The organism is Microbispora rosea (genome assembly GCF_900156315.1).
GTDB classification, from domain to species: Bacteria; Actinomycetota; Actinomycetes; order Streptosporangiales; family Streptosporangiaceae; genus Microbispora; species Microbispora rosea.
Genome location: NZ_FTNI01000001.1, coordinates 561,478 through 581,257, shown reverse-complemented (window position 1 = coordinate 581,257; position 19,780 = coordinate 561,478). Strand labels below are relative to the sequence as shown.

General features: G+C 73.6%; 16 protein-coding genes and 1 pseudogene. 6 read left to right on the top strand and 11 right to left on the bottom strand.

From position 1 onward, the window contains the following. Both BXA11_RS42980 and BXA11_RS02675 read left to right on the top strand, forming a co-directional pair. Positions 1 to 325 (top strand): annotated as a pseudogene (locus BXA11_RS42980) (TetR/AcrR family transcriptional regulator); the annotation flags it as partial. A 704-nt stretch (positions 326 to 1,029) separates the two neighbouring features. Further along, the gene (locus BXA11_RS02675) at positions 1,030 to 2,337 is read left to right on the top strand and encodes an MFS transporter (RefSeq protein ID WP_083743899.1); all 1,308 of its coding nucleotides are present in this window, start codon (positions 1,030 to 1,032) and stop codon (positions 2,335 to 2,337) included. Positions 2,338 to 2,346: 9 nt separating this feature from the next. On the opposite strand, the gene BXA11_RS02670 is transcribed toward BXA11_RS02675, so the two are convergent. The 4 genes from BXA11_RS02670 to BXA11_RS02655 all read right to left on the bottom strand — a co-directional run bounded on the left by BXA11_RS02670 (position 2,347) and on the right by BXA11_RS02655 (position 6,292). After that, positions 2,347 to 2,994 (bottom strand): response regulator, encoded by a 648-nt coding sequence (locus BXA11_RS02670; protein ID WP_030510054.1) that lies wholly within the window; start codon positions 2,992 to 2,994, stop codon positions 2,347 to 2,349. Then, positions 2,985 to 4,232 carry a sensor histidine kinase gene (locus tag BXA11_RS02665; protein WP_076432367.1) on the bottom strand — a complete coding sequence of 416 codons (1,248 nt, stop codon included), beginning with the start codon at positions 4,230 to 4,232 and terminating at the stop codon, positions 2,985 to 2,987. Before BXA11_RS02665 ends, BXA11_RS02670 begins: the two co-directional genes overlap by 10 nt. 72 nt (positions 4,233 to 4,304) lie before the next feature. Then, the gene (locus BXA11_RS41850; protein ID WP_076432365.1) at positions 4,305 to 4,982 is read right to left on the bottom strand and encodes an alpha/beta fold hydrolase; all 678 of its coding nucleotides are present in this window, start codon (positions 4,980 to 4,982) and stop codon (positions 4,305 to 4,307) included. Between the two features lie 8 nt (positions 4,983 to 4,990). Further along, positions 4,991 to 6,292, bottom strand: a complete 1,302-nt coding sequence (locus BXA11_RS02655) for a YbfB/YjiJ family MFS transporter (RefSeq protein ID WP_076432363.1) — start codon at positions 6,290 to 6,292, stop codon at positions 4,991 to 4,993. Positions 6,293 to 6,371: 79 nt separating this feature from the next. Here BXA11_RS02655 and BXA11_RS02650 point away from each other — a divergent pair, with 79 nt between their 5' ends. Continuing rightward, positions 6,372 to 6,983, top strand: coding sequence for a TetR/AcrR family transcriptional regulator (locus BXA11_RS02650; RefSeq protein ID WP_076432361.1), 612 nt, complete (start codon positions 6,372 to 6,374; stop codon positions 6,981 to 6,983). A gap of 84 nt (positions 6,984 to 7,067) precedes the next feature. On the opposite strand, the gene der is transcribed toward BXA11_RS02650, so the two are convergent. From der to BXA11_RS02635, 3 genes are all read right to left on the bottom strand, one after another. Beyond that, entirely contained in the window at positions 7,068 to 8,498 is a 1,431-nt protein-coding gene (der, locus tag BXA11_RS02645; protein ID WP_076432359.1) for a ribosome biogenesis GTPase Der, read from the bottom strand. 150 nt (positions 8,499 to 8,648) lie between these two features. Beyond that, positions 8,649 to 9,296, bottom strand: a complete 648-nt coding sequence (gene cmk / locus BXA11_RS02640) for a (d)CMP kinase (RefSeq protein WP_076432495.1) — start codon at positions 9,294 to 9,296, stop codon at positions 8,649 to 8,651. A 155-nt stretch (positions 9,297 to 9,451) separates the two neighbouring features. Beyond that, a complete protein-coding gene (locus tag BXA11_RS02635; RefSeq protein ID WP_076432357.1) occupies positions 9,452 to 10,132 on the bottom strand; it encodes a MerR family transcriptional regulator in 681 nt (226 codons plus the stop codon). Between the two features lie 121 nt (positions 10,133 to 10,253). On the opposite strand from BXA11_RS02635, the gene BXA11_RS02630 reads away from it, so the two are divergent. The 3 genes from BXA11_RS02630 to BXA11_RS02620 all read left to right on the top strand — a co-directional run bounded on the left by BXA11_RS02630 (position 10,254) and on the right by BXA11_RS02620 (position 15,378). Next, on the top strand, positions 10,254 to 12,446 hold the full coding sequence (locus tag BXA11_RS02630) for an MMPL family transporter (RefSeq protein ID WP_076432355.1): 2,193 nt from the start codon (positions 10,254 to 10,256) through the stop codon (positions 12,444 to 12,446). Between the two features lie 143 nt (positions 12,447 to 12,589). Then, positions 12,590 to 13,756, top strand: coding sequence for a MerR family transcriptional regulator (locus BXA11_RS02625; protein WP_076432353.1), 1,167 nt, complete (start codon positions 12,590 to 12,592; stop codon positions 13,754 to 13,756). Continuing rightward, positions 13,753 to 15,378, top strand: coding sequence for an MFS transporter (locus tag BXA11_RS02620; protein ID WP_076432351.1), 1,626 nt, complete (start codon positions 13,753 to 13,755; stop codon positions 15,376 to 15,378). Before BXA11_RS02625 ends, BXA11_RS02620 begins: the two co-directional genes overlap by 4 nt. Here BXA11_RS02620 and BXA11_RS02615 read toward each other — a convergent pair. The 4 genes from BXA11_RS02615 to scpB form a co-directional block, all read right to left on the bottom strand. Then, positions 15,335 to 16,429, bottom strand: a complete 1,095-nt coding sequence (locus BXA11_RS02615) for a prephenate dehydrogenase (RefSeq protein ID WP_076432349.1) — start codon at positions 16,427 to 16,429, stop codon at positions 15,335 to 15,337. The two genes, BXA11_RS02620 and BXA11_RS02615, sit on opposite strands and share 44 nt — an antisense overlap. A 158-nt stretch (positions 16,430 to 16,587) precedes the next feature. Beyond that, the gene (aroH, locus tag BXA11_RS02610) at positions 16,588 to 16,947 is read right to left on the bottom strand and encodes a chorismate mutase (RefSeq protein WP_030510042.1); all 360 of its coding nucleotides are present in this window, start codon (positions 16,945 to 16,947) and stop codon (positions 16,588 to 16,590) included. A 113-nt stretch (positions 16,948 to 17,060) separates the two neighbouring features. Further along, positions 17,061 to 19,031, bottom strand: coding sequence for a pseudouridine synthase (locus tag BXA11_RS02605; protein WP_076432347.1), 1,971 nt, complete (start codon positions 19,029 to 19,031; stop codon positions 17,061 to 17,063). Then, positions 19,031 to 19,726, bottom strand: a complete 696-nt coding sequence (gene scpB, locus BXA11_RS02600) for an SMC-Scp complex subunit ScpB (protein ID WP_083743897.1) — start codon at positions 19,724 to 19,726, stop codon at positions 19,031 to 19,033. Before scpB ends, BXA11_RS02605 begins: the two co-directional genes overlap by 1 nt. Positions 19,727 to 19,780 lie beyond the last annotated feature (54 nt).

The window sequence follows — 19,780 nt, the reverse complement described above, 5'->3', positions numbered from 1 at the left end:
CGCCTCATGGCAGATCGTCCACCAACTGCACTCCGTGCTGCTGGCCGCCCACCGCGAACTGCCCCCGGAGCGGATCCGGGCCGTCCACGACCAGGCCCTGCACAGGGTCCAGGCGATCGTCGACCGCGGGCGACGCTCCGGCGTCTTCCGCGACGACCTGCCCGAACGGTGGCTCGTCACGACCGTGTTCAGCCTGATGCACGCCGCGGCGGAGGACACCGCCGCCGGCAGACTGGACGCCGGTGACGCCCCACGGGTCATCTCCGCGACGCTGCTCGCCGCCCTCACCGCGCCCGGCACGGCCGTACCCACACCCGCCCCGTAACCACCGACCTCACCGGCCCGCCCCCGGCTCGCCCCGGGCCGCGCGAGCCGACGCCGCGAGCACGCCCCCCGGGCCGACGCCGCGAACACGCCGCGCGAGCCGACGCCGCGCGGCCACGCGACTCGGGTCACGCGGCTCGGCATGGCCTCCGCAAGGGTGACCTCTCGCGCCGGCCCGAACATGGCGTTCTTTCTCTACGGGCTACGTACTGCTCGGCCGCACGTTCGGACAGGCACCGCGGCTCTCCGCCTGACCCCCCGGTCATGCCGGCCTCTCCCTCAGGACGCCGCGCGACTCGACCGGCCGATGACCACCGCAGCCCGCTATGACCCTCGTCACACTTCACTAAATCGAACATCGATGTACGACTTAGTGCTAGAGTAAAACTCGAACACAATTGTTCAGGTTAATCGAGGGTCGCGTCGCGCCCGGGATCGTCCGTGGACGCCCCCCGCGACCACCCTCGCCGCACAAGGCTTCCTACCTGCAGGGAGGTGAATTTCCATGACCTCGATCGCCAAGGGCTGGTTTCCCGAGCTGGACGCGTGACCCAAGAAGTTGATCTCAGTCCGATCCGGGCATGAGATCGTCATGCCGGGTCCGAGGGGGCAAAACGCCTCGGCAGTCGTGCCGCCCCCGGACCCGGCTTCCGCGCCCGCAGGCGCCTGCTGTGCCCGTTATGACAGGGAAAAGCGAATCTCCGCATGGCAGAACCCTCCTCCACCGCCGAAACGCAGGCCGAATCGCAGGCCGAATCGCCGGACGGCTCACAGAACGACTCAGCGGCCCTGCGAAGCCCAGCACGCGTCAAAGCCGGATACGGCAGCGTGTTCGCGGTCAAAGAGTTCCGGGCGATTTTCGCGGCCCACGTTCTTTCCATGATGGGAGGCGTCTTCGCCGACGCCTCGCTGGCCGTGCTGGTATTCCGGCGGACCGGTTCGGCACCGCTGACGGCGCTCGTCTTCGCCCTCGGCTTCCTGCCCTACGCCCTCAGCGGGATCCTGCTCTCCGGCGTCGCCGACCGATACCCCGCCCGCCGGGTGCTGGTGGCCTGCGACCTGCTCTCGGCCTGCTGCGTGGCGTCGATGGCCGTTCCGGTGACTCCGCTCGCGGTGCTGTTCGTCCTCCGCTTCGCCGTCTCGATGATGTCGCCGTTGTTCACCGGCACCCGGGCGGCGAGCCTGGCCGACATCCTGCCGGACGACCTGTACGTCCTGGGCCGCTCGCTCGTGCGCATGGTCTCGCAGGGATCGCAGATCGTCGGCTACGGACTCGGCGGGTTGGCCCTGGTGTGGCTGTCACCTCGCACCGCGCTTTACGTGACCGTCGGCACCTTTCTCGGTTCCGCGCTGCTCCTGCGTCTGGGCACCCGCGCCCGCCCGGCCCGGATGTCGGGGGGCGAGGCGATGATGCGGGCTTCGCTGGCCACCACCCGGCGGTTGCTCGGCACCCCCCGGGTCCGCGCGCTGCTGCTCATGTGGTGGATCCCGCCGATGTTCTTCATCATGGCCGAAGGAACCGCCGCGCCTTTCGCGGACGCCGCAGGCGCGGGCTCGGTGGGGTTCGGGCTCTTCATGGCCGCGATGCCCGCGGGAACCGCGGTGGGCGAGGTGCTGGCCGGCACCGTGCTCGGGGCGGCCGCCCGCGAGCGGATCGCACTCCCGCTGGCAGCGGGGTCGATGCTGCCGATGGCCGCGTTCGCCGTCCACCCGCCGTTGTCGCTCGCGATCGCGCTCCTGCTGGTCACAGGGCTGTGCGCCGCCTACACGCTCGGCATGGACCAGTGGTTCGTGCAAGCGGTGCCCGCGACGATGCGGGGCGGCGCCATGTCCCTGCTGGGCGCCGGGCTCATGACCCTCCAGGGGCTCGGCGTGGCCGCCGGCGGCGCCGTCGCCGCGCTGGTTCCCCCGTACGCGGTGATCGGCGGAGCCGGCGTCGTCGGGACGGCCTGCGTGTTCGTCGTCCTGCGCTCGGTACGCGCGACGCGGGCGACGGCGACCACCCCGGCCTGACGCGGGCGGTCAGGAGCGGAGGTAGGCCAGCACGGCGAGGACGCGGCGGTGCTGGTCGCCGTCCTCGGCGTGCAGGCCGAGCTTGGTGAAGATGCCGCGGATGTGCTTTTCCACCGCGCCCTCGGTGACGACGAGGCGACGGGCGATCGCGGGGTTCGACCTGCCCTCGGCCATCAGTGACAGGACCTCGCGCTCGCGCGGTGTCAGCGAGGCCAGCGGGTCGTCGCGCCGCCGCCGCACCATCAGCTGGGCGACGACCTGGGGGTCGAAGACCGTCCCCCCGGCGGCGACCCGGCGCAGGCCGTCCATGAACTCCTCGACGTCGACCACGCGGTCCTTCAACAGGTAGCCGACCGCCCCGCGGGCGTCGGCCAGCAGGTCGTCGGCGTACGACACCTCGACGTACTGCGACAGGATCAGCACGGGAGCGCCGGGCACCTTCTCCCGCGCCTCGACGGCGGCGCGCAGGCCCTCGTCGGTGAACGTCGGCGGCATCCGCACGTCGACCACCGACACGTCGGGCCGGTGAGCGGCGACGGCCTCGACCAGGTCCTCCCCCGTGCCCGCGGTCGCGACGACCTCGCAGCCGAACTCCTCCAGCAGGCGGACGAGCCCCTCCCGGATGAGGACGGCGTCGTCGGCCACCACTACGCGCACGGAACCTCCGCCGTGATCAGTGTCGGCCCGCCCGCCGGCGACCGCACCGACAGCTCGCCGTCGACAGCCCGCAGCCGGTCGGCCAGGCCGGACAGGCCGTGTCCCTTGGCGACGTGTGCGCCGCCGACCCCATCATCCCCGATCGTGAGGATGAGCGTGTCACCGATCCTGGTCAGCCCGACCGAGCAGGACGTCGCCCTGCTGTGCTTGGCCACGTTCGTGAGCGACTCGGCGGTGACGAAGTAGACGGTGTTCTCGATGAGCGCGGGAAACCGCTCGGCCGTCTGGACGTCCAGCTCCACGGGCACCGTGCAGCGGCCCGCCAGGGCCGCGAGCGCCGGGGCGAGTCCGCGGTCGGCCAGGATCGGCGGGGCGATGCCGCGCGACAGCGCGCGCAGCTCGTCCAGGGTCTCCCGGGTGGCGCTGATGGCCTTGCCGATCGTCTCGTGCGCGGCCGTGGCGTCCTTCTGCAGCTCCCGCTGGGCCCGCGACAGCTCCATGGCCAGGTGGACCAGGCGCTGCTGGGGTCCGTCGTGGATGTCGCGCTCCAGGCGGCGCAGGGCGTCCGCCTCCGCGTGGGCGGCGGCGTGGCGGCCCTCGGTGAGGTCGTCGATGCGCTCCTGCAGCTCGGCGACGCCGGTCAGCAGCGCCCGGCCCAGGGACGCCTTGATCAGCGCGCAGGAGCGGACGACGGGATAGAGCGTGAGCGCGAACACCACGCCCAGGAGCAGATAGAAGACGCTGTCGACGACGTAGCCCCGGCCGAGCCCGAGCAGTTCGGGAAGCCCGTGGTTGTCCGGGATGTTCGACAGGATCCAGCCGTACAGCGGGTAGGTCAGCCCGGTGAGCGTCACGGCCCACCAGGTGACGGTCACGCAGAACGCCACGATCGCGACGGGGAAGGCCAGCAGCGCGTGCAGCACGTCGAGCCAGGGCTGGCCTCCGGCGAGCGGGGTGACGGTCTTCCGGAACACGCCCGCCCCGGGCGGCGACGTGGGATACCGCGGCCGGGGCACGTCCCTGCCCAGCACCGCGCGCATGCGGAGCCGTTCGACGTCACCCATGCCCCGGGCGATGAGGAGGGTGAGAGCGAGGACGGGCACACCCAGCCAGACCACCAGCAGGCCGGTGCCGGCCGACAGGCCGGCCACGGTGAGGCAGAACGTGATGATCGCGAGGGGGAGCCCGACGAGGATATAGACCGTGTCGCCGCCGAGGCGGGAGAGGAGTCGGCGCATGTCCCCAACGCTATTGAACTCGCCCGCCGCGGATCGATCCGGCGGACGGCAGTCCCGGGGGTAGGGCTGTCCCTACCCTCGCGACTCGGCCGCCTCGGCCAGGATCTTCAGCAGGTCCTCCGGGACGTCGCGCATGAGGTTGTGCCCGCCGTCCAGCGCGTACGTCGTCCATGCGGGGTCCTCGCGCAGCCGCTCGTACGTCGGGGTGAAGGGGGACGCTCCTTCCCAGCCCGCCGCATATACGTAGATGCGGCGCCCGATGCGCGCCGGGTCGCCGGTGAGCCGGAGCGGCTGGAGCAGTGAGGCGATCGGGTGGGGGGTGGCCCGGGGGTCGAAGAACGGCAGCGGCCGTGTCGCGTAACCGGTCTCCACCACGTCCGCGTACCACTGCCGCTCCCGGTCGGAGACCAGGCTCCAGCAGGAGTCGCCGTCCGCCGGCACGACGGCGTCCAGGTAGACCAGACCGGCGACCCGGCCGGGCAGGCGGTCGGCGACCCCGGTGATCACCATCCCCCCGTAGCTGTGACCGACCAGCACGGCGCCGCGGACGTCCTCGGCCTCCAGCACCCCGGTCACGTCCCGGATGTGCGTGTCGAGGTTCACCGCGCCGTCCAGCAGGTGGGCGCGTTCGGCGAGACCGGTCAACGTCAGCGGCACGGCCCGGTGCCCGAGGCGGCGCAGCCCCTCGCACAGCTCGTGGAAACACCAGCCTCCGTGGCACATGCCGGGGATCAGGACGAACGTGGTCATGGTGGGCCTCACTGTCGCGTGGACGCTTCCGCGTCGGGTGTCTTCTCGGCCGGACCCGCTCCGGCCCGGCGGGAGGGAGTCGCGCACGCCGCGATCAGGGCCGCGGCAGCGCACAGGATCGCGGTCCAGGCCAGGGCGGCGGCGGTCGAGGTGTGGTCGGCGACGAGCCCGGCGAGCCACGGCCCAGCGGTCTGCCCGGCCGCGAAGATCGTGGTGAACGCCGCCAGGGTGGCCGTCCAGTCGGCGGGCGGGGTGTACGCCTTGATGAGCGCGGTGACGGCGGCGGGCACGCCCATGAAGGTCGCCCCGTAGACGATCGCGGAGGCGAGGACGACCGGCGGCGCGGGCGCCGCCATCGCCAGCGCCGCGCCACCGCTCAGGAGGCCGAGCAGCACGGCCAGGGCCCGGGTGCCGGGCCATGCGGCAGTCGGACGGCTCCACAGCGCGGGCGCCGCCACCACGGCCAGGCCGAGCGCGGTCCAGGTGAGCATCACCTGCCCGAGCGGCGCGTGCCGCTCGGCCAGGTAGGCGGACAGGAAGGTGATGTAGGTGATGTAACCGGCGGCGAACAGCAGGTAGGCCAGCGCGATCCCCCACAGCGGCCGCACGTGGACGCGCCCGGCGGTGGCGGCCCGCGCCTCCCTGAACCGCGACTCCTTCCCGAACCGCGACTCCTTCCCGAACCGCGCCTCCTCGCCCGCTTGGACCTCCTTCCCGGACCGCGTCTCCTCGCCCGCCTGGGCGGCGGTCCAGCTCAGCAACGCCGCCAGTCCGGCGGCCACGCCCAGGCCGGCCCAGGCCAGGTGGAGATGGCCGCCCAGCGGCGGGATGCCGACGCCGCCGGCCACGATGCCCAGCCCGGTGCCCGCGAAATACACGGTGATGGGCGCCCCGGAGGCCGCGCGGGCGGCGAGGCGCGACGCGATGACGCCGCCGGTGACGAACACCGCCGCACCCGCCGCTCCGGCCGCGGCTCGCACCGCGAGCAGCACCGGATAGGCGTCGCTCGCCGCCGTGACCGCCAGCGCCAGTGCGGTGAGGACCATGCCCCACCGGAAGGTGGCCGCCGTGCCCAGGCGGCGTACGGCGGCCGCGGTCACCAGCGCGCCGAGCAGGTAGCCCAGCCCGTTGGCGGTGCTCACCGCCCCGGCTTGGGCCAGGGACCAGTGCAGCTCGTCCCGCATCGCCGGCAGGAGCAGTCCGTACGCGAAGCGCGCCAGCCCGAGGGCCGACGCCGTGCCGAGAGCCAGCCGCGCCGCCTGCCGCGTCTGCCTGCGGGCCGGCGGGCCGACGGCGATGAGGTCGGACATGGCGGACTCCAAAAGATCGAACCGATCGGTACGATCTCGGAGCGTAGCAGTGGATCGAACCGGTCGGTACCATCTGGGTATGCCGGTTCCCAAGGGCTCGACGATCGACCCGGAGCGCACGCGCGCCGCCATACTGAAGGCGGCCACCCCCGTGCTGTACGAACGCGGGCTCGACGGCATCGGCGTCGCCGAGCTGTGCGCCCTCATCGGGGTGTCGAAGGAGACGCTCTATCGGCACTTCGGCACGAAGGACGGGCTCGTGGAGGCCATGCTCCAGGCCCGCAGCGAACGGGTGAGCCGCTGGCTGGCCGAGGCCGTCGCAGCGGCCGGGGACGACCCTCGCGACCAGCTCGCCGCGGTGTTCGACACGCTGGGCGAGTGGTATGAGGACCCGGTCTTCCGCGGCTGCGCGATGGTGAACGCGGCGGCCCAGCACCACATCGAGGCCGTGCGCGCCGTCACCGCGCGCCACCTCGGCCGCTATCTGGATCTGCTGACCGGCGTCGCCGAGCGCGCCGGAGCCGCCGACCCGCCCCTCCTGGCGCGCCAGTTGCTCATGCTGGTGGAGGGCGCCACCGTCGTCGCCGCGCACCACGGCGCGGCCGGCACGGGCGAGCAGGCCCGCCAGGCGGCGCTCGCCCTGCTGTCGGCCGCCGCCGGGAGCGGCGGCGGCCGAGGCGGCGGCGGCTGAGGCGGCGGGCGACCGAGGCGGCGGGCGACCGAGGCGGCGGGCGACCGAGGCGGCGACGGCTGGGGCCCCGGACCGGCCCGGGGGTTACTTCTTCTTGCGCTTCTCGCGGATCTTCATCGTCACCTCGATCGGAGAGCCCGCGAAGCCGAACTCCTCACGGATGCGGCGCTCGAGGAACCGGCGGTAGGTCTCCTCCAGGAACGCCGAGGTGAAAAGCACGAACTTCGGCGGTTCCGTGGACGCCTGGGTGGCGAACAGGATCTTCGGCTGCCGGCCGCCTCGCACCGGCGGCGGGGTGGCCTGCAGCAGCTCGGTCAAGAACTGGTTGAGCCGGGCCGTCGGCACCCGCGTGCCCCACGAGTCCAGGGCCCGCTCGATGGCGGGAGCCAGCTTCTCGACGTGACGGCCCGTCTTCGCGGAGATGTTCACCCGCAGCGCCCAGGGCGTGCGGACGAGCTGCCGGTCGATCTCCTTCTCCAGGTAGTAGCGCCGGTCCTCGTCGACCATGTCCCACTTGTTGAACGCGACCACCATCGCCCGGCCCGACTCGATGACCAGGCCGATGATCCGCAGGTCCTGCTCGGTCAGCACCTCGGAGGCGTCGATCAGCACGACCGCGACCTCCGCCCGCTCCAGCGCGGCCCGCGTGCGCATCGCCGCGTAGAAGTCGGCGCCCTTCAGCTCGCGGTCGCGCCGCCGGATGCCGGCCGTGTCGATGAACCGGTACGTCGTGCCCGCCAGCTCGACCAGTTCGTCGACCGGGTCGCGGGTGGTGCCGGCCATCGGGTCGACGAGCACCCGCTCCTCCCCGGCGAGCTTGTTGAGCAGCGACGACTTGCCCACGTTGGGCTTGCCCAGCAGGGCGATTCGGCGCGGGCCGCGCCGCTCGCCGAACGTCTGCGGCGGCGTCTCGGGCAGCGCGTCGAGCACCACGTCGAGCAGGTCGCCGCTGGCGCGGCCGTGCAGGGCCGAGACGGGATGCGGCTCGCCCAGGCCGAGCGACCACAGCCCGCTCGCCTCCAGCTCCATCTGCTGGTTGTCGACCTTGTTGGCGGCCAGCACGACCGGCTTGCCCGAACGGCGCAGGACCGCGCCGACGGCCTCGTCGGAGTCGGTGACCCCGACGCTCGCGTCCACCACGAACAGGATCACGTCGGCCAGCTCGGCCGCGATCTGCGCCTGCTCGGCGATGCGCAGCGCCATGCCGGTCGCGTCGGGGTCCCACCCGCCGGTGTCGACGAGCGTGAACCGCCGGCCCCGCCAGGTCGCCTCGTAGGTGACCCGGTCGCGGGTCACGCCTGGCACGTCCTCCACGACCGCCTCACGACGGCCGATGATGCGGTTGACCAGTGTCGACTTGCCGACGTTGGGGCGCCCCACCACGGCGACGACCGGCAGCGGGCCCGCGTCGGGCTCCCGCTCCGTCTCCTCACCGGAAAGCTCGGCGAGCTCGGCCTCGATCCAGCCGCCCTCGTCCTCGTCGTACTCCCCCGTCACGTCCATACCCTGCCTCATCGGCTGCTCTTCCCGTTCTCCCCGGCCTCCCGTGAGGCCTCCCGGCGGACCGCTTCCGGGGCCGGGCTCCGTTCGTACGACGCACCGCGTGGCCCACCCCCCGGCACGGCGGACGCGGCGCGGGAGGGGGTCAGGCGGGGCGGGCGGGCGTCAGGCCCGCTCCTTGACGAGCCGGAGCACCTCGGCGATCACCTCGTCCAGGTCCAGCGGCGTCGTGTCCAGTTCCACCGCGTCCGCGGCCTTCGCCAGCGGATCGGCCTTGCGCGTCGAGTCGAGCGCGTCGCGCCGGGCCATCGCGGATTTCTGCGCCTCCACCGTCGTGCCGTCCAGCTCCGCCGTACGGCGCAGGGCGCGGGCCTCGGCGTCCGCGGTGAGGTAGATCTTGACGGGCGCGTCCGGCGCGACCACGGTGCCGATGTCGCGGCCCTCGACCACGATCCCGCCACCGGGCAGGGACTCGGCGATGATCTCCCGCTGCAGGGTCACCAGCCGGTGGCGCACCTCGGGGACCGCGCTGACGGCCGACACCGCGCCGGTCACCTCGGGGCCGCGGATCGGCCCGTTGACGTCGACGCCGTCCACGGTGACGCCCGGCGCGTCGGGGTCGGTGCTCATCACCAGCACGGGCTCGGCGGACCTCGCGGCGACCGCGGCGGAGTCCTCCAGATTCACGCCCCGCTGGAGCATCCACCAGGTGACCGCGCGGTACATGGCGCCCGTGTCGAGGTATCGCAGGCCCAGCGCCCGCGCGACGCCTCGTGAGGCACTCGACTTGCCCGATCCCGAGGGACCGTCCATGGCGACGACCAGACCCGACACCGGCTCTCCTTCTCCCCTTCGAATCGTCGTCCCCGAGGCTACCGGGATACCGCCGGAAAGCATGCATCGGCGACGGGACGGGACCTCCCCCGCGATCGGCTCACGTTCGCCGGCAGCCTCCCGCGAGACGGCCCTCAGGCAGTCTCCTCCGCGGCCTCCTCGGCGGTCTTCGCGGCGGTCCCGCCGAGGAGCCGGGTCGCCTGCGCCTCCTGGGCCAGGCGGCGCAGGGAGGCGAGCACGGGATCGCCGAGAGTGGTCCAGATCACGATCGCCTCGGCCATGGCGTGCAGGTCGCCCCGGCGGCTGATCGCCCGCACCTCCATGTCCGCCAGGTGCTCGGCGGTCTCGGCGTAGGTCTCCAGCAGGTCCAGGTAGTCGTCCTCGCCGAGGCGGCGCAGGGTCGCCAGCGCGTCCGCCAGTGTCCGCCTGGCCGGATTGCCCGGCTTGACCTGCCAGCCCCGTCGCGCGATCAGCTCGTCGACCTGCGCGGCGGCGTCGCCCCCGGCGTCGCCCCCGGCGTCGTCGCCCGCGCGTTCCCTGGGCGGGGTCAGCGCGTACTGCGCCTTGCCGAGCACGTCGAACTCCGAGATGCCGGAGGAGAAGATCAGAGCGAGCGCCTCGCGGGCCGAGGCCACCGGCAGCCCGCCGACCTCGACCAGCGCCCGGGCGAGCCGCAGCCGCCTCACGTGCTCCTCGCCGTAGCGCGCCTGGTTGGGGCCGGTCCGCTCTCCCTGCGGGACCAAGCCCTCCCGCACGTAGTACTTGATCGTGGGGATCGGGACCCCGGTCCGCCTGCTCAGCTCCGCGATCCGCATGTCCCTCTCCCTCGCCGCACTCTCCCAGGATAGGCCCGGGGCTTGCCTGCACCCGCGGATATGGATAGCGTCACTATCGAATTTATAGATAGTGACACTCTCCACTATCGGAAGGGGAGCCATGTTCGGCGCTCTGGGCCGCTCCGCGGTCCGTCACCGTCGCCTGATCCTGCTGGGCGCACTGCTGTTCACCGTGGTCGCGGGCGTGTGGGGCGCCGGCGTCTTCGGCCGCCTCGGCGGCGGCGCGGGCTTCGACGACCCGGGCAGCCCGTCCGCGCACGCCGACCGCCTGCTCGCCGGACCGCTGGGCCGGCACACGGCCGACGTCGTCGTGCTGTACGAAAGCGACCACCTCACCGTGGACGACCCCGCCTTCGCCGGGCCCGTACGCCGGGCCCTCGACACGGTCCCCCGCGAGGACGTCGCACGGCTGGAGTCGCACTGGTCGACCGGCGCACCCGGCTTCGTGTCGCACGACCGGCACGCGACGTACGTCACCGTGCAGTTCCGCTCCTCCGACGACCAGGAGCGCGTACGGGCTCTGCGCGGCATCCGGGACAGGTTCGAGGTCCGGGGCCTGACCGTGCGGTTCGGCGGCGTCACGGCGATGACCGACCAGGTCAACAGCACGATCGCGCGTGACATCGGCCTGGCCGAGGCGATCTCGGTTCCGATCCTGCTGGTCCTGCTGGCGGTGGTCTTCCGCAGCCTCCTGGCGGCGGCGCTTCCGCTGGTCGTCGGCGTGGTCGCCGCGCTCGGCACGATGGCGGTGCTGCGCCTGGTCACGCTGGTCGCCGACGTCTCGACGTTCGCCATCCAGGTCGTCACGGTGCTCGGCCTCGGTCTGGCGATCGACTACGCGCTGCTCGCGGTCACCCGGTTCAGGGAGGAGCTCGGCAGGGGCGGGTCCGTCGAGACGGCGGTGGAGCGAACGACGGCCACGGCGGGCCGCACGATCGCGTTCTCCGGCGCGGTCGTGGCGCTGTCGTTCGCGGGCCTCGCGGTGTTCCCCTCGCGGTTCCTGCAGTCGATGGCGTACGCGGGCGCCGCCACGGTCGTCCTGGCCGTGCTGACCTCCCTCACCGTGCTGCCCGCGCTGCTGGCGGCCATGGGACACCGGGCCGGCGGGAAGGCGCTCGGCCGGCGGGCAGGCCGGAACGGATCCGGACGCCCGGACGGCCGCGCCCGGCCCGCCGCCTCCGGCGAGCGGTGGTATCGCCTGGCCCACGCCGTCATGCGACGGCCCCGCGCGAGCGCGCTCGCCGTCGTCGCGGTGCTCGTGGCACTCGGCCTGCCGTTCCTCGGCGTGAACTGGGCCAGGCCCGGCGACTGGGTGCTGCCCTCCGGCGCCGACGCGCGCACCGTTACCCGGGAGCTGGCCGAGCGCTTCACCGCGGACCCCGCCAAAGTGGTGACGGCCGTCGTCGAGGCGCCACGCGCCCCGAGCCGGGCGGCGCTTGACGGCTACGCCGCCCGCCTGGACGCCGTGCCCGGCGTGGAGGGCGCGTCCGTCACCGGGACCACCGGACCTCTCGCCAGGATCACCCTCGGCTACGCGATGGACCCGATGTCTCGCCAGGCCGTGCGCATGGTCGAGGACCTGCGGGCCGTGCCGCCTCCGGCCGGGGCCGTCGCATCGTTCACGGGGATGCCCGCCTCACGGGTGGACATCGTCGACATGGTCGTCTCCCGCCTGCCGTGGATGGCGCTGTTCGTGGCCGTGGTGTCGGTCGCTCTGATGTTCCTGGCGTTCGGCTCGGTGATCCTGCCGATCAAGTCGGTGCTGCTGAACCTGTTGTCGCTGTCGGCGTCCTTCGGCGCCGTCAAGCTGATCTTCCAGGACGGCCGGCTGGCCGGGCTGCTCGGCTTCGAGCCCGTCGGGGCCGTCGACGTGAACTTCCCCGTGCTGATCGTCGCGATCGCCTTCGGGCTGGCGATGGACTACGAGATGTTCCTCCTCTCGCGCGTACGCGAGGAGCGCGAGCGCGGGGCCGATCCCGCGGAGGCGATGGCGCGCGGGCTGGCCCGGACGGCCGGGATCGTCACCAGCGCCGCCCTCCTCGTCGCCGTGTCCGTCGCGGGCTTCGCCTTCAGCAGCGTGACGCTCATGAAGATGATCGGCGTCGGACTGGTGATCGCGGTCGCGGTGGACGCGACGATCGTGCGCGGCCTGCTGGTGCCGGCCACCATGCGGCTGCTCGGCGAACGGGCGTGGTGGGCGCCCCGGCCCCTCGCCCGATGGTGGCGGCGGCACGGCCTGCCGGAGCACCCTCCCGCGGCGCCGTCCCCGAGGGAGGCGGTCACCCGCCTCTGAGAACGGGCCATCCGCCCACCGGCACCGCCCTCGTCCCGGGCCCCTGCGCATCCCGTGCGGCTTCCCCGGCGTGTTGACCTTGCCCCTGGGTGAAGCCCCAGCATCATCGGCACCGGCCACGGAGGCCGGGACGAGGAGGAGCGGTGCGGGAGCTGCTGACCATCGGGACGTTCGCACGGGCCGCCAGGCTGTCGCCCAAGGCGTTGCGGCTCTACGACGAGGCCGGGCTGCTACGGCCTGCGGCGGTGGACGGCGAGTCGGGTTACCGCTACTACGACCCGGCCCAGCTGGAGCGGGCCCGCCTGATCGCCCGGCTGCGGCGGCTCGGCATGCCGCTGGCGCGCATCCGGCGGGTGTGCGACCTGCCCGCGCAGGACGCGGCCGAGGAGGTGGCCGCCTATTGGCGGCAGGTCACCGCCGAGACCCGGTCCCGGGGCCGGCTCGCCTCCTTACTCGTCGACCACCTGTCGGGAAGGGGGAGCACCGTGGAGGACGCCACGACGATGCTGGGGATCCGTTACGCCGCCCGGTCGGAGCCGGGGCCGGTGCGGACGAGCAACGAGGACATCGCGTACGCCGGCGAGCGGTTGCTGGCGGTGGCCGACGGGATGCGCGGCCCGGGCGGCGACCGCGCGAGCGCGGCGGCCGTCGGCGCGCTCAAGCGCCTGCAGACCCTGCCGGCGCCCGCCGAGGACCTGCTCGGCGCGATCGCCGACGCCGTCGGCGACGCCGAGCGGACGATCCGGGACATCGCCGCCTCGACGCCCTCAGGAGAGGCGGTCACCACGCTGACCGCGCTCGTGTGGACCGGGTCGCGACCGGCACTCGTGCACATCGGCGACAGCCGGGCGTACCTGTTCCGCGGCGGAGGGCTGTTCCAGATCACCCACGACCACTCGTACGTCCAGTCGTTGATCGACGAGGGCCGGCTCACCCCGGAGGAGGCCGTCTCCCACCCGAGGCGCTCGCTTCTCGTCCGCGCGCTGACCGGCGCGGGGTCCTGCCTGCCCGACCTGTCGATGCGCGAGGCCGTCGCCGGCGACCGTTACCTGCTCTGCACGGACGGGCTGCCCGCTGTCGTGCCGGCCCGCGTCCTGCGTGAGACGCTCGCCGGCCCCGGCGGTCCGCAGCAGGTCGTCGACGAGCTGATCGACCTGGCGTACGCCGCCGGAGCCCCCGACAACGTGGCCTGCGTGGTCGCGGACGTGATAGCCGGCACTCCGGCGGCTTCGGTGGCGGACGCGGCGGCGGATTCGGTGGCGGATTCCGAGGATCCCATGGCCGCCGGCGAGACCGGGGCCGCGCGATGAGCGCCACGACGGTGCGGCAGCCCCGCTCTGCCCCCCGTTCCCCCGGACCGACCTCCGTCCGGGCCTTCACCGTCGACTGGCGGCCGCTGGCCATCCCGGCGTTCCGCCGGATGTGGACCGCCTCGGTGATCTGTGCCGTGGGCGGGTCCTTCAGCGTGGTCGCGGTGCCGACGCAGCTGTTCACGGTCACCGGCTCGTCTGGGGCCGTGGGAGCCGCCGCAGGGGTGTCGTTCGCCGCGCTGATCGCGGCGGCGGTGTGGAGCGGCGCCCGCGCCGACGTGATGGACCGGCGGACGATGCTGCTGGCCGCCGATCTCGGCCTGGCGCTGACGTACGCGGCGCTGTGGCTCCAGGCGGTCCTGGGCGGCCGCTCCGTTCCCGTCCTGCTGGTGGCGGTGGCCTTCCAGGGGCTGACGTACGGGACGGTGCTGACGACGACGGGGAGCACCGTGCCCCGGCTCGTCCCGGCCGAGCTGCTACCCGCGGCCAACAGCCTCAGCTCGCTGGTCCGCTACGGCGGGTCGGTCCTGGGGCCGATGCTCGCCGGTGTGCTGGTCCCGGTCGTGGGGCTCGGCACGCTGTGCCTGTTCGACGCCGTCGCTCTGCTCGCCGTGGTGTGGGCCGTCGCCATGTTGCCGCCGTTGCCGCCGCTGCCGCCGCCTCCTGCGGCGGGCACGCAGGACGCGGCGGCCACCCCCTCGGGCGCGGAGGGCATGACGAACGCGGCGGGCACCGCGGGCGCAGGGGGAATGGCGGGCGCGGGGGGAATGGCGGGCGCGGGGGGAATGGCGGGCGTGAGGGGCGGCGGTCGGGGCTCCTCGGCGGCCGGCCGGATGCTTGCCGGGTTCCGCTACCTGGCGGCCGACAGGCTGCTCGTGGCGGTGCTGGCCGTGGACCTCGCGGCCATGGTCTTCGGCATGCCGTCGGCGCTGTTCCCCGAGCTGGCCCGTGACGTCTTCGGCGGCACGGCCGGGGGCGGCCCGGAGACGGGACTGCTCTACGCGGCCTACCCCGCCGGGGTCGTCGTGGCCGGGCTGCTGTCGGGCACGTTCACCCGTGCTCGACGCCATGGCGCCCTGGTGGCGGGCGCCGCCGTCGCCTGGGGAATCGCCGTCGTGCTCGTCGGCCTGGCCGCCGAGCTGTGGATCGCGCTGGCGGCACTCGCGCTCGGCGGCGCGGTCAACTGCGTGCTGAGCGCCTTCCGCACCACGATCACGCAGGCGCACACCGACGACGCCGTACGCGGGCGCGTGCAGGGCGCGCTCACCGTCGTGCTCGTCGGAGGGCCGCAGATCGCGAACCTGCTGCACGCTTCCGCCAGCGCGCACTTACACGACCTCACCGGCGCGCACCTCCACGACGCCGCCGCCGGCGGCGTGCTGTACGGCCCACGCCTCGTCATCTGCGCGGGCGGGCTGCTCACCGTGGTCACCGTGGCGGCGATCACCTGGGCGATCCCCGACCTGCGCCGCTACATCGCTCCCGCCCCGGCCCCCGCTCCCGGCCCTGAACCAGAACCGGGACCGGAGCCGGAGCCGGTGGTCGCCAGGACGTCACCGGCCCCCTCGGGAGACCGGGTCAGCTCGGCACCTGCCAGCCGCGCTCGCGCAGGCCTTCGGTGAGCGTCTCCGCCGCCTCCGGCCGGACGTACAGCTCGGCCGCGCCGAGCTCCAGCCCGGTGGCGTGCTCCAGGCGGATGTCCTCGATGTTGACGCCCGTCTCGCCCGCGGCCTGGACCAGGCGGGCCAGCTCGCCCGGACGGTCGCCGATGAGCACCTGGACCACCGCGTACGTGCGCGCCGGGCCGCCGTGCTTGCCGGGGATCCTGCCGGTCCCCCGCACACCGCGCGACAGGAGGTCGGTGACCTGCCCCATGGCCGCGCCGTCGCCCGCCAGCGCGCGCAGCGAGCCGGCGGCGGCGCTCAGGTCGGCCACGAGCGCCTCCAGCACCTCGGCGACGGGCAGCGCGTTGCCCTCGAGGATGCCGGTCCACAGCGCGGGGTCGCTGGCGGCGATGCGGGTCACGTCGCGCACGCCCTGCCCCGACAGCCCGAGGGCCGTCTCCGACGCCTCCGCCAGCCGGGCCGCAACCGCGGCGGCCGTCACGTGCGGGGCGTGCGAGACGACCGCGACGGCGCGATCGTGCTCGGTCGCGTCCAGCCGCACGGCGTTGCCGCCGCACAGCGAGATCAGCCGCTCCACCGCGTCAACCGCCTGCGGGGACGCCTCGTCCGTCGGGCAGTACGCCCAGGGACGGCCGAGGAACAGGTCGGCGCGGGCCGCCGCCGGGCCGGACCGCTCGCGACCCGCCAGCGGATGCCCCGCGACGTACGTCGTCAGGTCGCAGCCGAGCTGGGCGGCCTGAGCCAGCGGGAGCGCCTTCACGCTCGCCACGTCGGTGTAGAAGCGGGCGCTGTCGCGCTTTTGCAGGTCGAGCAGTTGCTGCGCGACGAACTGGGGCGGCACGGCGACGACCGCGATATCCACCCGCTGCTCGCCGGTCCAGTCCTCCCCCGCACCCAGCTCCCGCGCGAGCCGTACGGCTCCCGCGTCCCGGTCGGCCAGGAAGACCCGCACGTCCCGCTGCCGCAGCGCCAGTGCGATCGACGTGCCGATGAGGCCCGTCCCGACAACGACCACACTGCCGATCTCGGCGTCCTCGATGGGAGTCATCGTGTTCTTCCTGCCATCGCCGGCTCAGGTGCGCTGTCCCGCGACGGATGTCTCGTGGGTGGATTGTGGTTGGTCCGCCGGCTCCCGCCATGCCGGCGTGGTCCTGCCGGGTGACGCCTACCGGGAGATGTCCGACGGGCGACGCCTATGGGCGATGCTCACTGGGCGATGTCCACGCGCAGCGCCACGGCGCCGCGCAGGTACACGTGCTGGATCTCCTGCCGGGGGCGATCGGTCTGCACGTGGGCCATCAGCCGCACCACGTGCGGAAGCGCGCCCGGCACGTTGATCTCCGTCGCGCAGATGAGGGGCACGTCGTGGAACCCGAGCTTGCGCGCGGCCAGCGCGGGGAACTCGGCGGTGAGGTCGGGCGTGCACGTGAAGATCACGCTGATGACGTCGTCGGTCGTGAGGTGGTTGCGCCCCATCACCTCGGTCACCAGCTCGGTCGTCCCGGCGAGGATCGCGTCACGATCGTTGCCGTCGACCTGGATGGCTCCGCGAATCGCCCGCACCATGTCGTTCCCCTCTCGCTGGGCCGGACCGGTCTCCTGCGGAGACGAGCCCGGCCCATCTACGTGCTTCAGCCAATTCTGCCCGGCTTGCGGCTTTCGCCCGCCGCGCGGAAAGGCTACAGGCCGACCGCCGCGTACAGCTCACCGATCTCCTGCACGGTGAGCGTCCGGATGGTCCCCGGCTTGAGCCGGCCGAGCTTGACCGGGCCGAACTCGATGCGGGCCAGGTCGATCACCCGGTGCCCGACCACCTCCAGCATGCGCCGGACGATGTGCTTGCGGCCCTCGTGCAGGACGACCTCGACCAGCGCCTGCTGGCCGTGCTCCTGCACCACCCGGAACTCGTCCACCTTGGCCAGGCCGTCCTCCAGCTCCACGCCCTTGCGCAGCACCTTGTGCAGGTCGCGCGGGATGGGGCCGGGCACCTTGGCCCAGTACTTCTTCTGCACGCCGTAGCTCGGGTGGGTCAGCCGGTGGGCGAGCTCGCCGTCGTTCGTCAGCAGCAGCAGTCCCTCGGTCTCGGTGTCGAGACGCCCCACGTGGAACAGCCGCGGCGCGAGGTCCTGCACGTAGTCGTTCAGGCACGGCCTGCCATCGGGGTCGTCCATCGTGCTCACCACGCCGATCGGCTTGTTGAGCGCGTAGTAGACGGTCTCCGAGGACGTCGGGATGCGCTTGCCGTCGACGTGGATGACCTGCTTGGCGGGATCGACGCGGGCGCCGAAACGGCGCACCGTCTGCCCGTCCACCGTCACCCGGCCGTCGCCGATCATCTCCTCGCAGGCGCGCCGGCTGGCCACTCCGGCCTGGGCGAGGACCTTCTGCAGCCGCTCCCCGCCCGGCACCTCCGTGGTGTCGCGCTCGTCGGTGTAGTCCTCGTCGTAGAAGTCCGGGTCGCGCAGCGGCTGGCGGGACGTCTTGAACGGGTTGCTCACCGGGCCGCTCGCGCCGGGGCTCTTGAAGCCTCCCGAGGGGCGCCCCGCGCCACGCGAGCCCGCGCCGGCTCCGCCGCCGGGCCGGCCGCGCCCGCCGCCCAGGCGGCCGATCGTCTGCACCTCGTCACGGCCCGTACGGCCCCTGCCGCCGCCGCGCGCCGCGCGGAAGTCGCCGCCGCGCTCGGGCCGCCCGCTCCGGGCATCCCGCTCGCCACGTCCGCCGCGCCCATCGCTGTCGCCGCGTGTGCTCCGCGCATCCGTGCCGCCACGTCCGCTCCGCGCATCCGTGTCGCCGCGTCCGCTCCAGGGCTGACGGTCACCACGTGCGCTCCGCTGGTCACGGTCGCCCTGTCCGCCGCGCGCATCCCTGTCGCCGCGCTCGCTCCATGTCCGGCGGTCGCCGCGGTCCTCGTCGCGGAAGGCCGTCCGCCTCGGCTCACGAGTCGACTCGTAACCGCCGTCACGGTCACGCGACCGGTCCCGGCCGCCCTCCGGCCTGCCGTACCGGCCGCGCGAACCGGCCCCCTCCGTGCGGAACGGGGGACGGTCGGCGGAGAAGGTGTCCCTGCCACCGCGCTCCCGGCCCGCGCCGCGATCACGGTCGAAGCCACGTGCGCCGCCACGGCCGCCGTCGCGATCGAACCCGCGGCCGCCCTCACGGTCGAACCCGCGGCCGCCGTCACGGCCACCGTCACGGCCGCCCTCGGGCTTGCCGTACCTGCCGCGAGAGCCGCCACGCTCGGCACGGAACGGAGCCCGCGCGTCGTCGCGATACCGCTCGCCGCCGGAGCGCGCGTCGCGGCGACCTGTGTCACCGTAACGGCCGGTGTCACCGGAACGGCCGCGGAACCGGTCGTCACGGGCGTCGCCTGCGCGGCGGTCGCCGTACCGGTCGCCGCGCGGGGCGTCCTCGTCGCGATACCGCCTGGAGTCCGGCCTGTCGGACCGGGAGTCCGACCTCGATCCGGACCTGGAGTCGAAACCGTACCCGGACCGGGAACCAGGGACGCGGGAACCGCCGCGCCGGTCGCCCTGGGGGCGGAAGCCGCCGCCGGATCCGCCACGGGATCCACGCGGGCTCGCGCCCTGCTGACCGGTGCTCCGGCTCCGACCGCGTCCCTCACCGGACGGGGTGCCACGCCTGTTGTCCACTACTTCTGCTCCTCAAGAATTTCCACGTCGTCCGGGAGGAACGGGGCGAGTTCGGGAAGCTCGTCGAGGCTCCGCAGCCCCAGTCTCTCCAGGAAGTAACTCGTCGTCCGGTAGAGCACTGCCTGGCTCTCCGGGTCGGTTCCGGCCTCTTCCACGAGGCCACGTGCGACCAGCGTCCGCATGACGCCGTCGCTGCTCACGCCACGCACCGCCGCCACCCGGGCCCGGCTGACCGGCTGCCGGTAGGCGACCACGGCGAGGGTCTCCAGCGCGGCCTGCGTCAGCCGCGCCTGCTGGCCGTCCCTGACGAACCTCTCCACCAGCGCGGCGCATTCCGCCCTGGTGTAGAAGCGCCAGCCTCCGGCCACCTCTCGAAGGTCGAAACCCCGTCCGGCGGCCGTGTATTCCTCCGACAGCGCGCGGAGCGCGGCGGCGATCTCCACCGTCGGACGTTCGAGCACCTGCGCGAGGGTCACCTCGGCGACCGGTTCGTCCACCACCATCAGGATCGCTTCGAGGGCGGCGGTGAGCGTGAGCCCCTCCACGGGCGGCTCCGCCTCGGGCTCCCGGGCAGCGGAGGCCGGCTCCGGCGACCCGAGGCCGGATGACGCGAGCACGCCGCCGTCCTGCCCCGTCACAACGCCGGCGGAGCCGGAGAGGTCGTCGCCGGCACGGGGGGTGTCGCTCGCTTCCATCGCTCCTCGCTCGTCGTGCGGGTCATACATCCGCCAGGCCGTCCGTCCGGCGTC

What these genes read in the sequence shown, in the direction of transcription:
- BXA11_RS02675 (WP_083743899.1), top strand. Translation starts at nt 1,030, where the DNA reads ATGGCAGAACCCTCCTCCACCGCCGAAACGCAGGCCGAATCGCAGGCC.
- BXA11_RS02665 (WP_076432367.1), bottom strand. Translation starts at nt 4,232, where the DNA reads ATGCGCCGACTCCTCTCCCGCCTCGGCGGCGACACGGTCTATATCCTC.
- BXA11_RS41850 (WP_076432365.1), bottom strand. Translation starts at nt 4,982, where the DNA reads ATGACCACGTTCGTCCTGATCCCCGGCATGTGCCACGGAGGCTGGTGT.
- BXA11_RS02655 (WP_076432363.1), bottom strand. Translation starts at nt 6,292, where the DNA reads ATGTCCGACCTCATCGCCGTCGGCCCGCCGGCCCGCAGGCAGACGCGG.
- BXA11_RS02650 (WP_076432361.1), top strand. Translation starts at nt 6,372, where the DNA reads ATGCCGGTTCCCAAGGGCTCGACGATCGACCCGGAGCGCACGCGCGCC.
- der (WP_076432359.1), bottom strand. Translation starts at nt 8,498, where the DNA reads ATGAGGCAGGGTATGGACGTGACGGGGGAGTACGACGAGGACGAGGGC.
- cmk (WP_076432495.1), bottom strand. Translation starts at nt 9,296, where the DNA reads ATGGACGGTCCCTCGGGATCGGGCAAGTCGAGTGCCTCACGAGGCGTC.
- BXA11_RS02635 (WP_076432357.1), bottom strand. Translation starts at nt 10,132, where the DNA reads ATGCGGATCGCGGAGCTGAGCAGGCGGACCGGGGTCCCGATCCCCACG.
- BXA11_RS02630 (WP_076432355.1), top strand. Translation starts at nt 10,254, where the DNA reads ATGTTCGGCGCTCTGGGCCGCTCCGCGGTCCGTCACCGTCGCCTGATC.
- BXA11_RS02620 (WP_076432351.1), top strand. Translation starts at nt 13,753, where the DNA reads ATGAGCGCCACGACGGTGCGGCAGCCCCGCTCTGCCCCCCGTTCCCCC.
- BXA11_RS02615 (WP_076432349.1), bottom strand. Translation starts at nt 16,429, where the DNA reads ATGACTCCCATCGAGGACGCCGAGATCGGCAGTGTGGTCGTTGTCGGG.
- aroH (WP_030510042.1), bottom strand. Translation starts at nt 16,947, where the DNA reads ATGGTGCGGGCGATTCGCGGAGCCATCCAGGTCGACGGCAACGATCGT.
- scpB (WP_083743897.1), bottom strand. Translation starts at nt 19,726, where the DNA reads ATGGAAGCGAGCGACACCCCCCGTGCCGGCGACGACCTCTCCGGCTCC.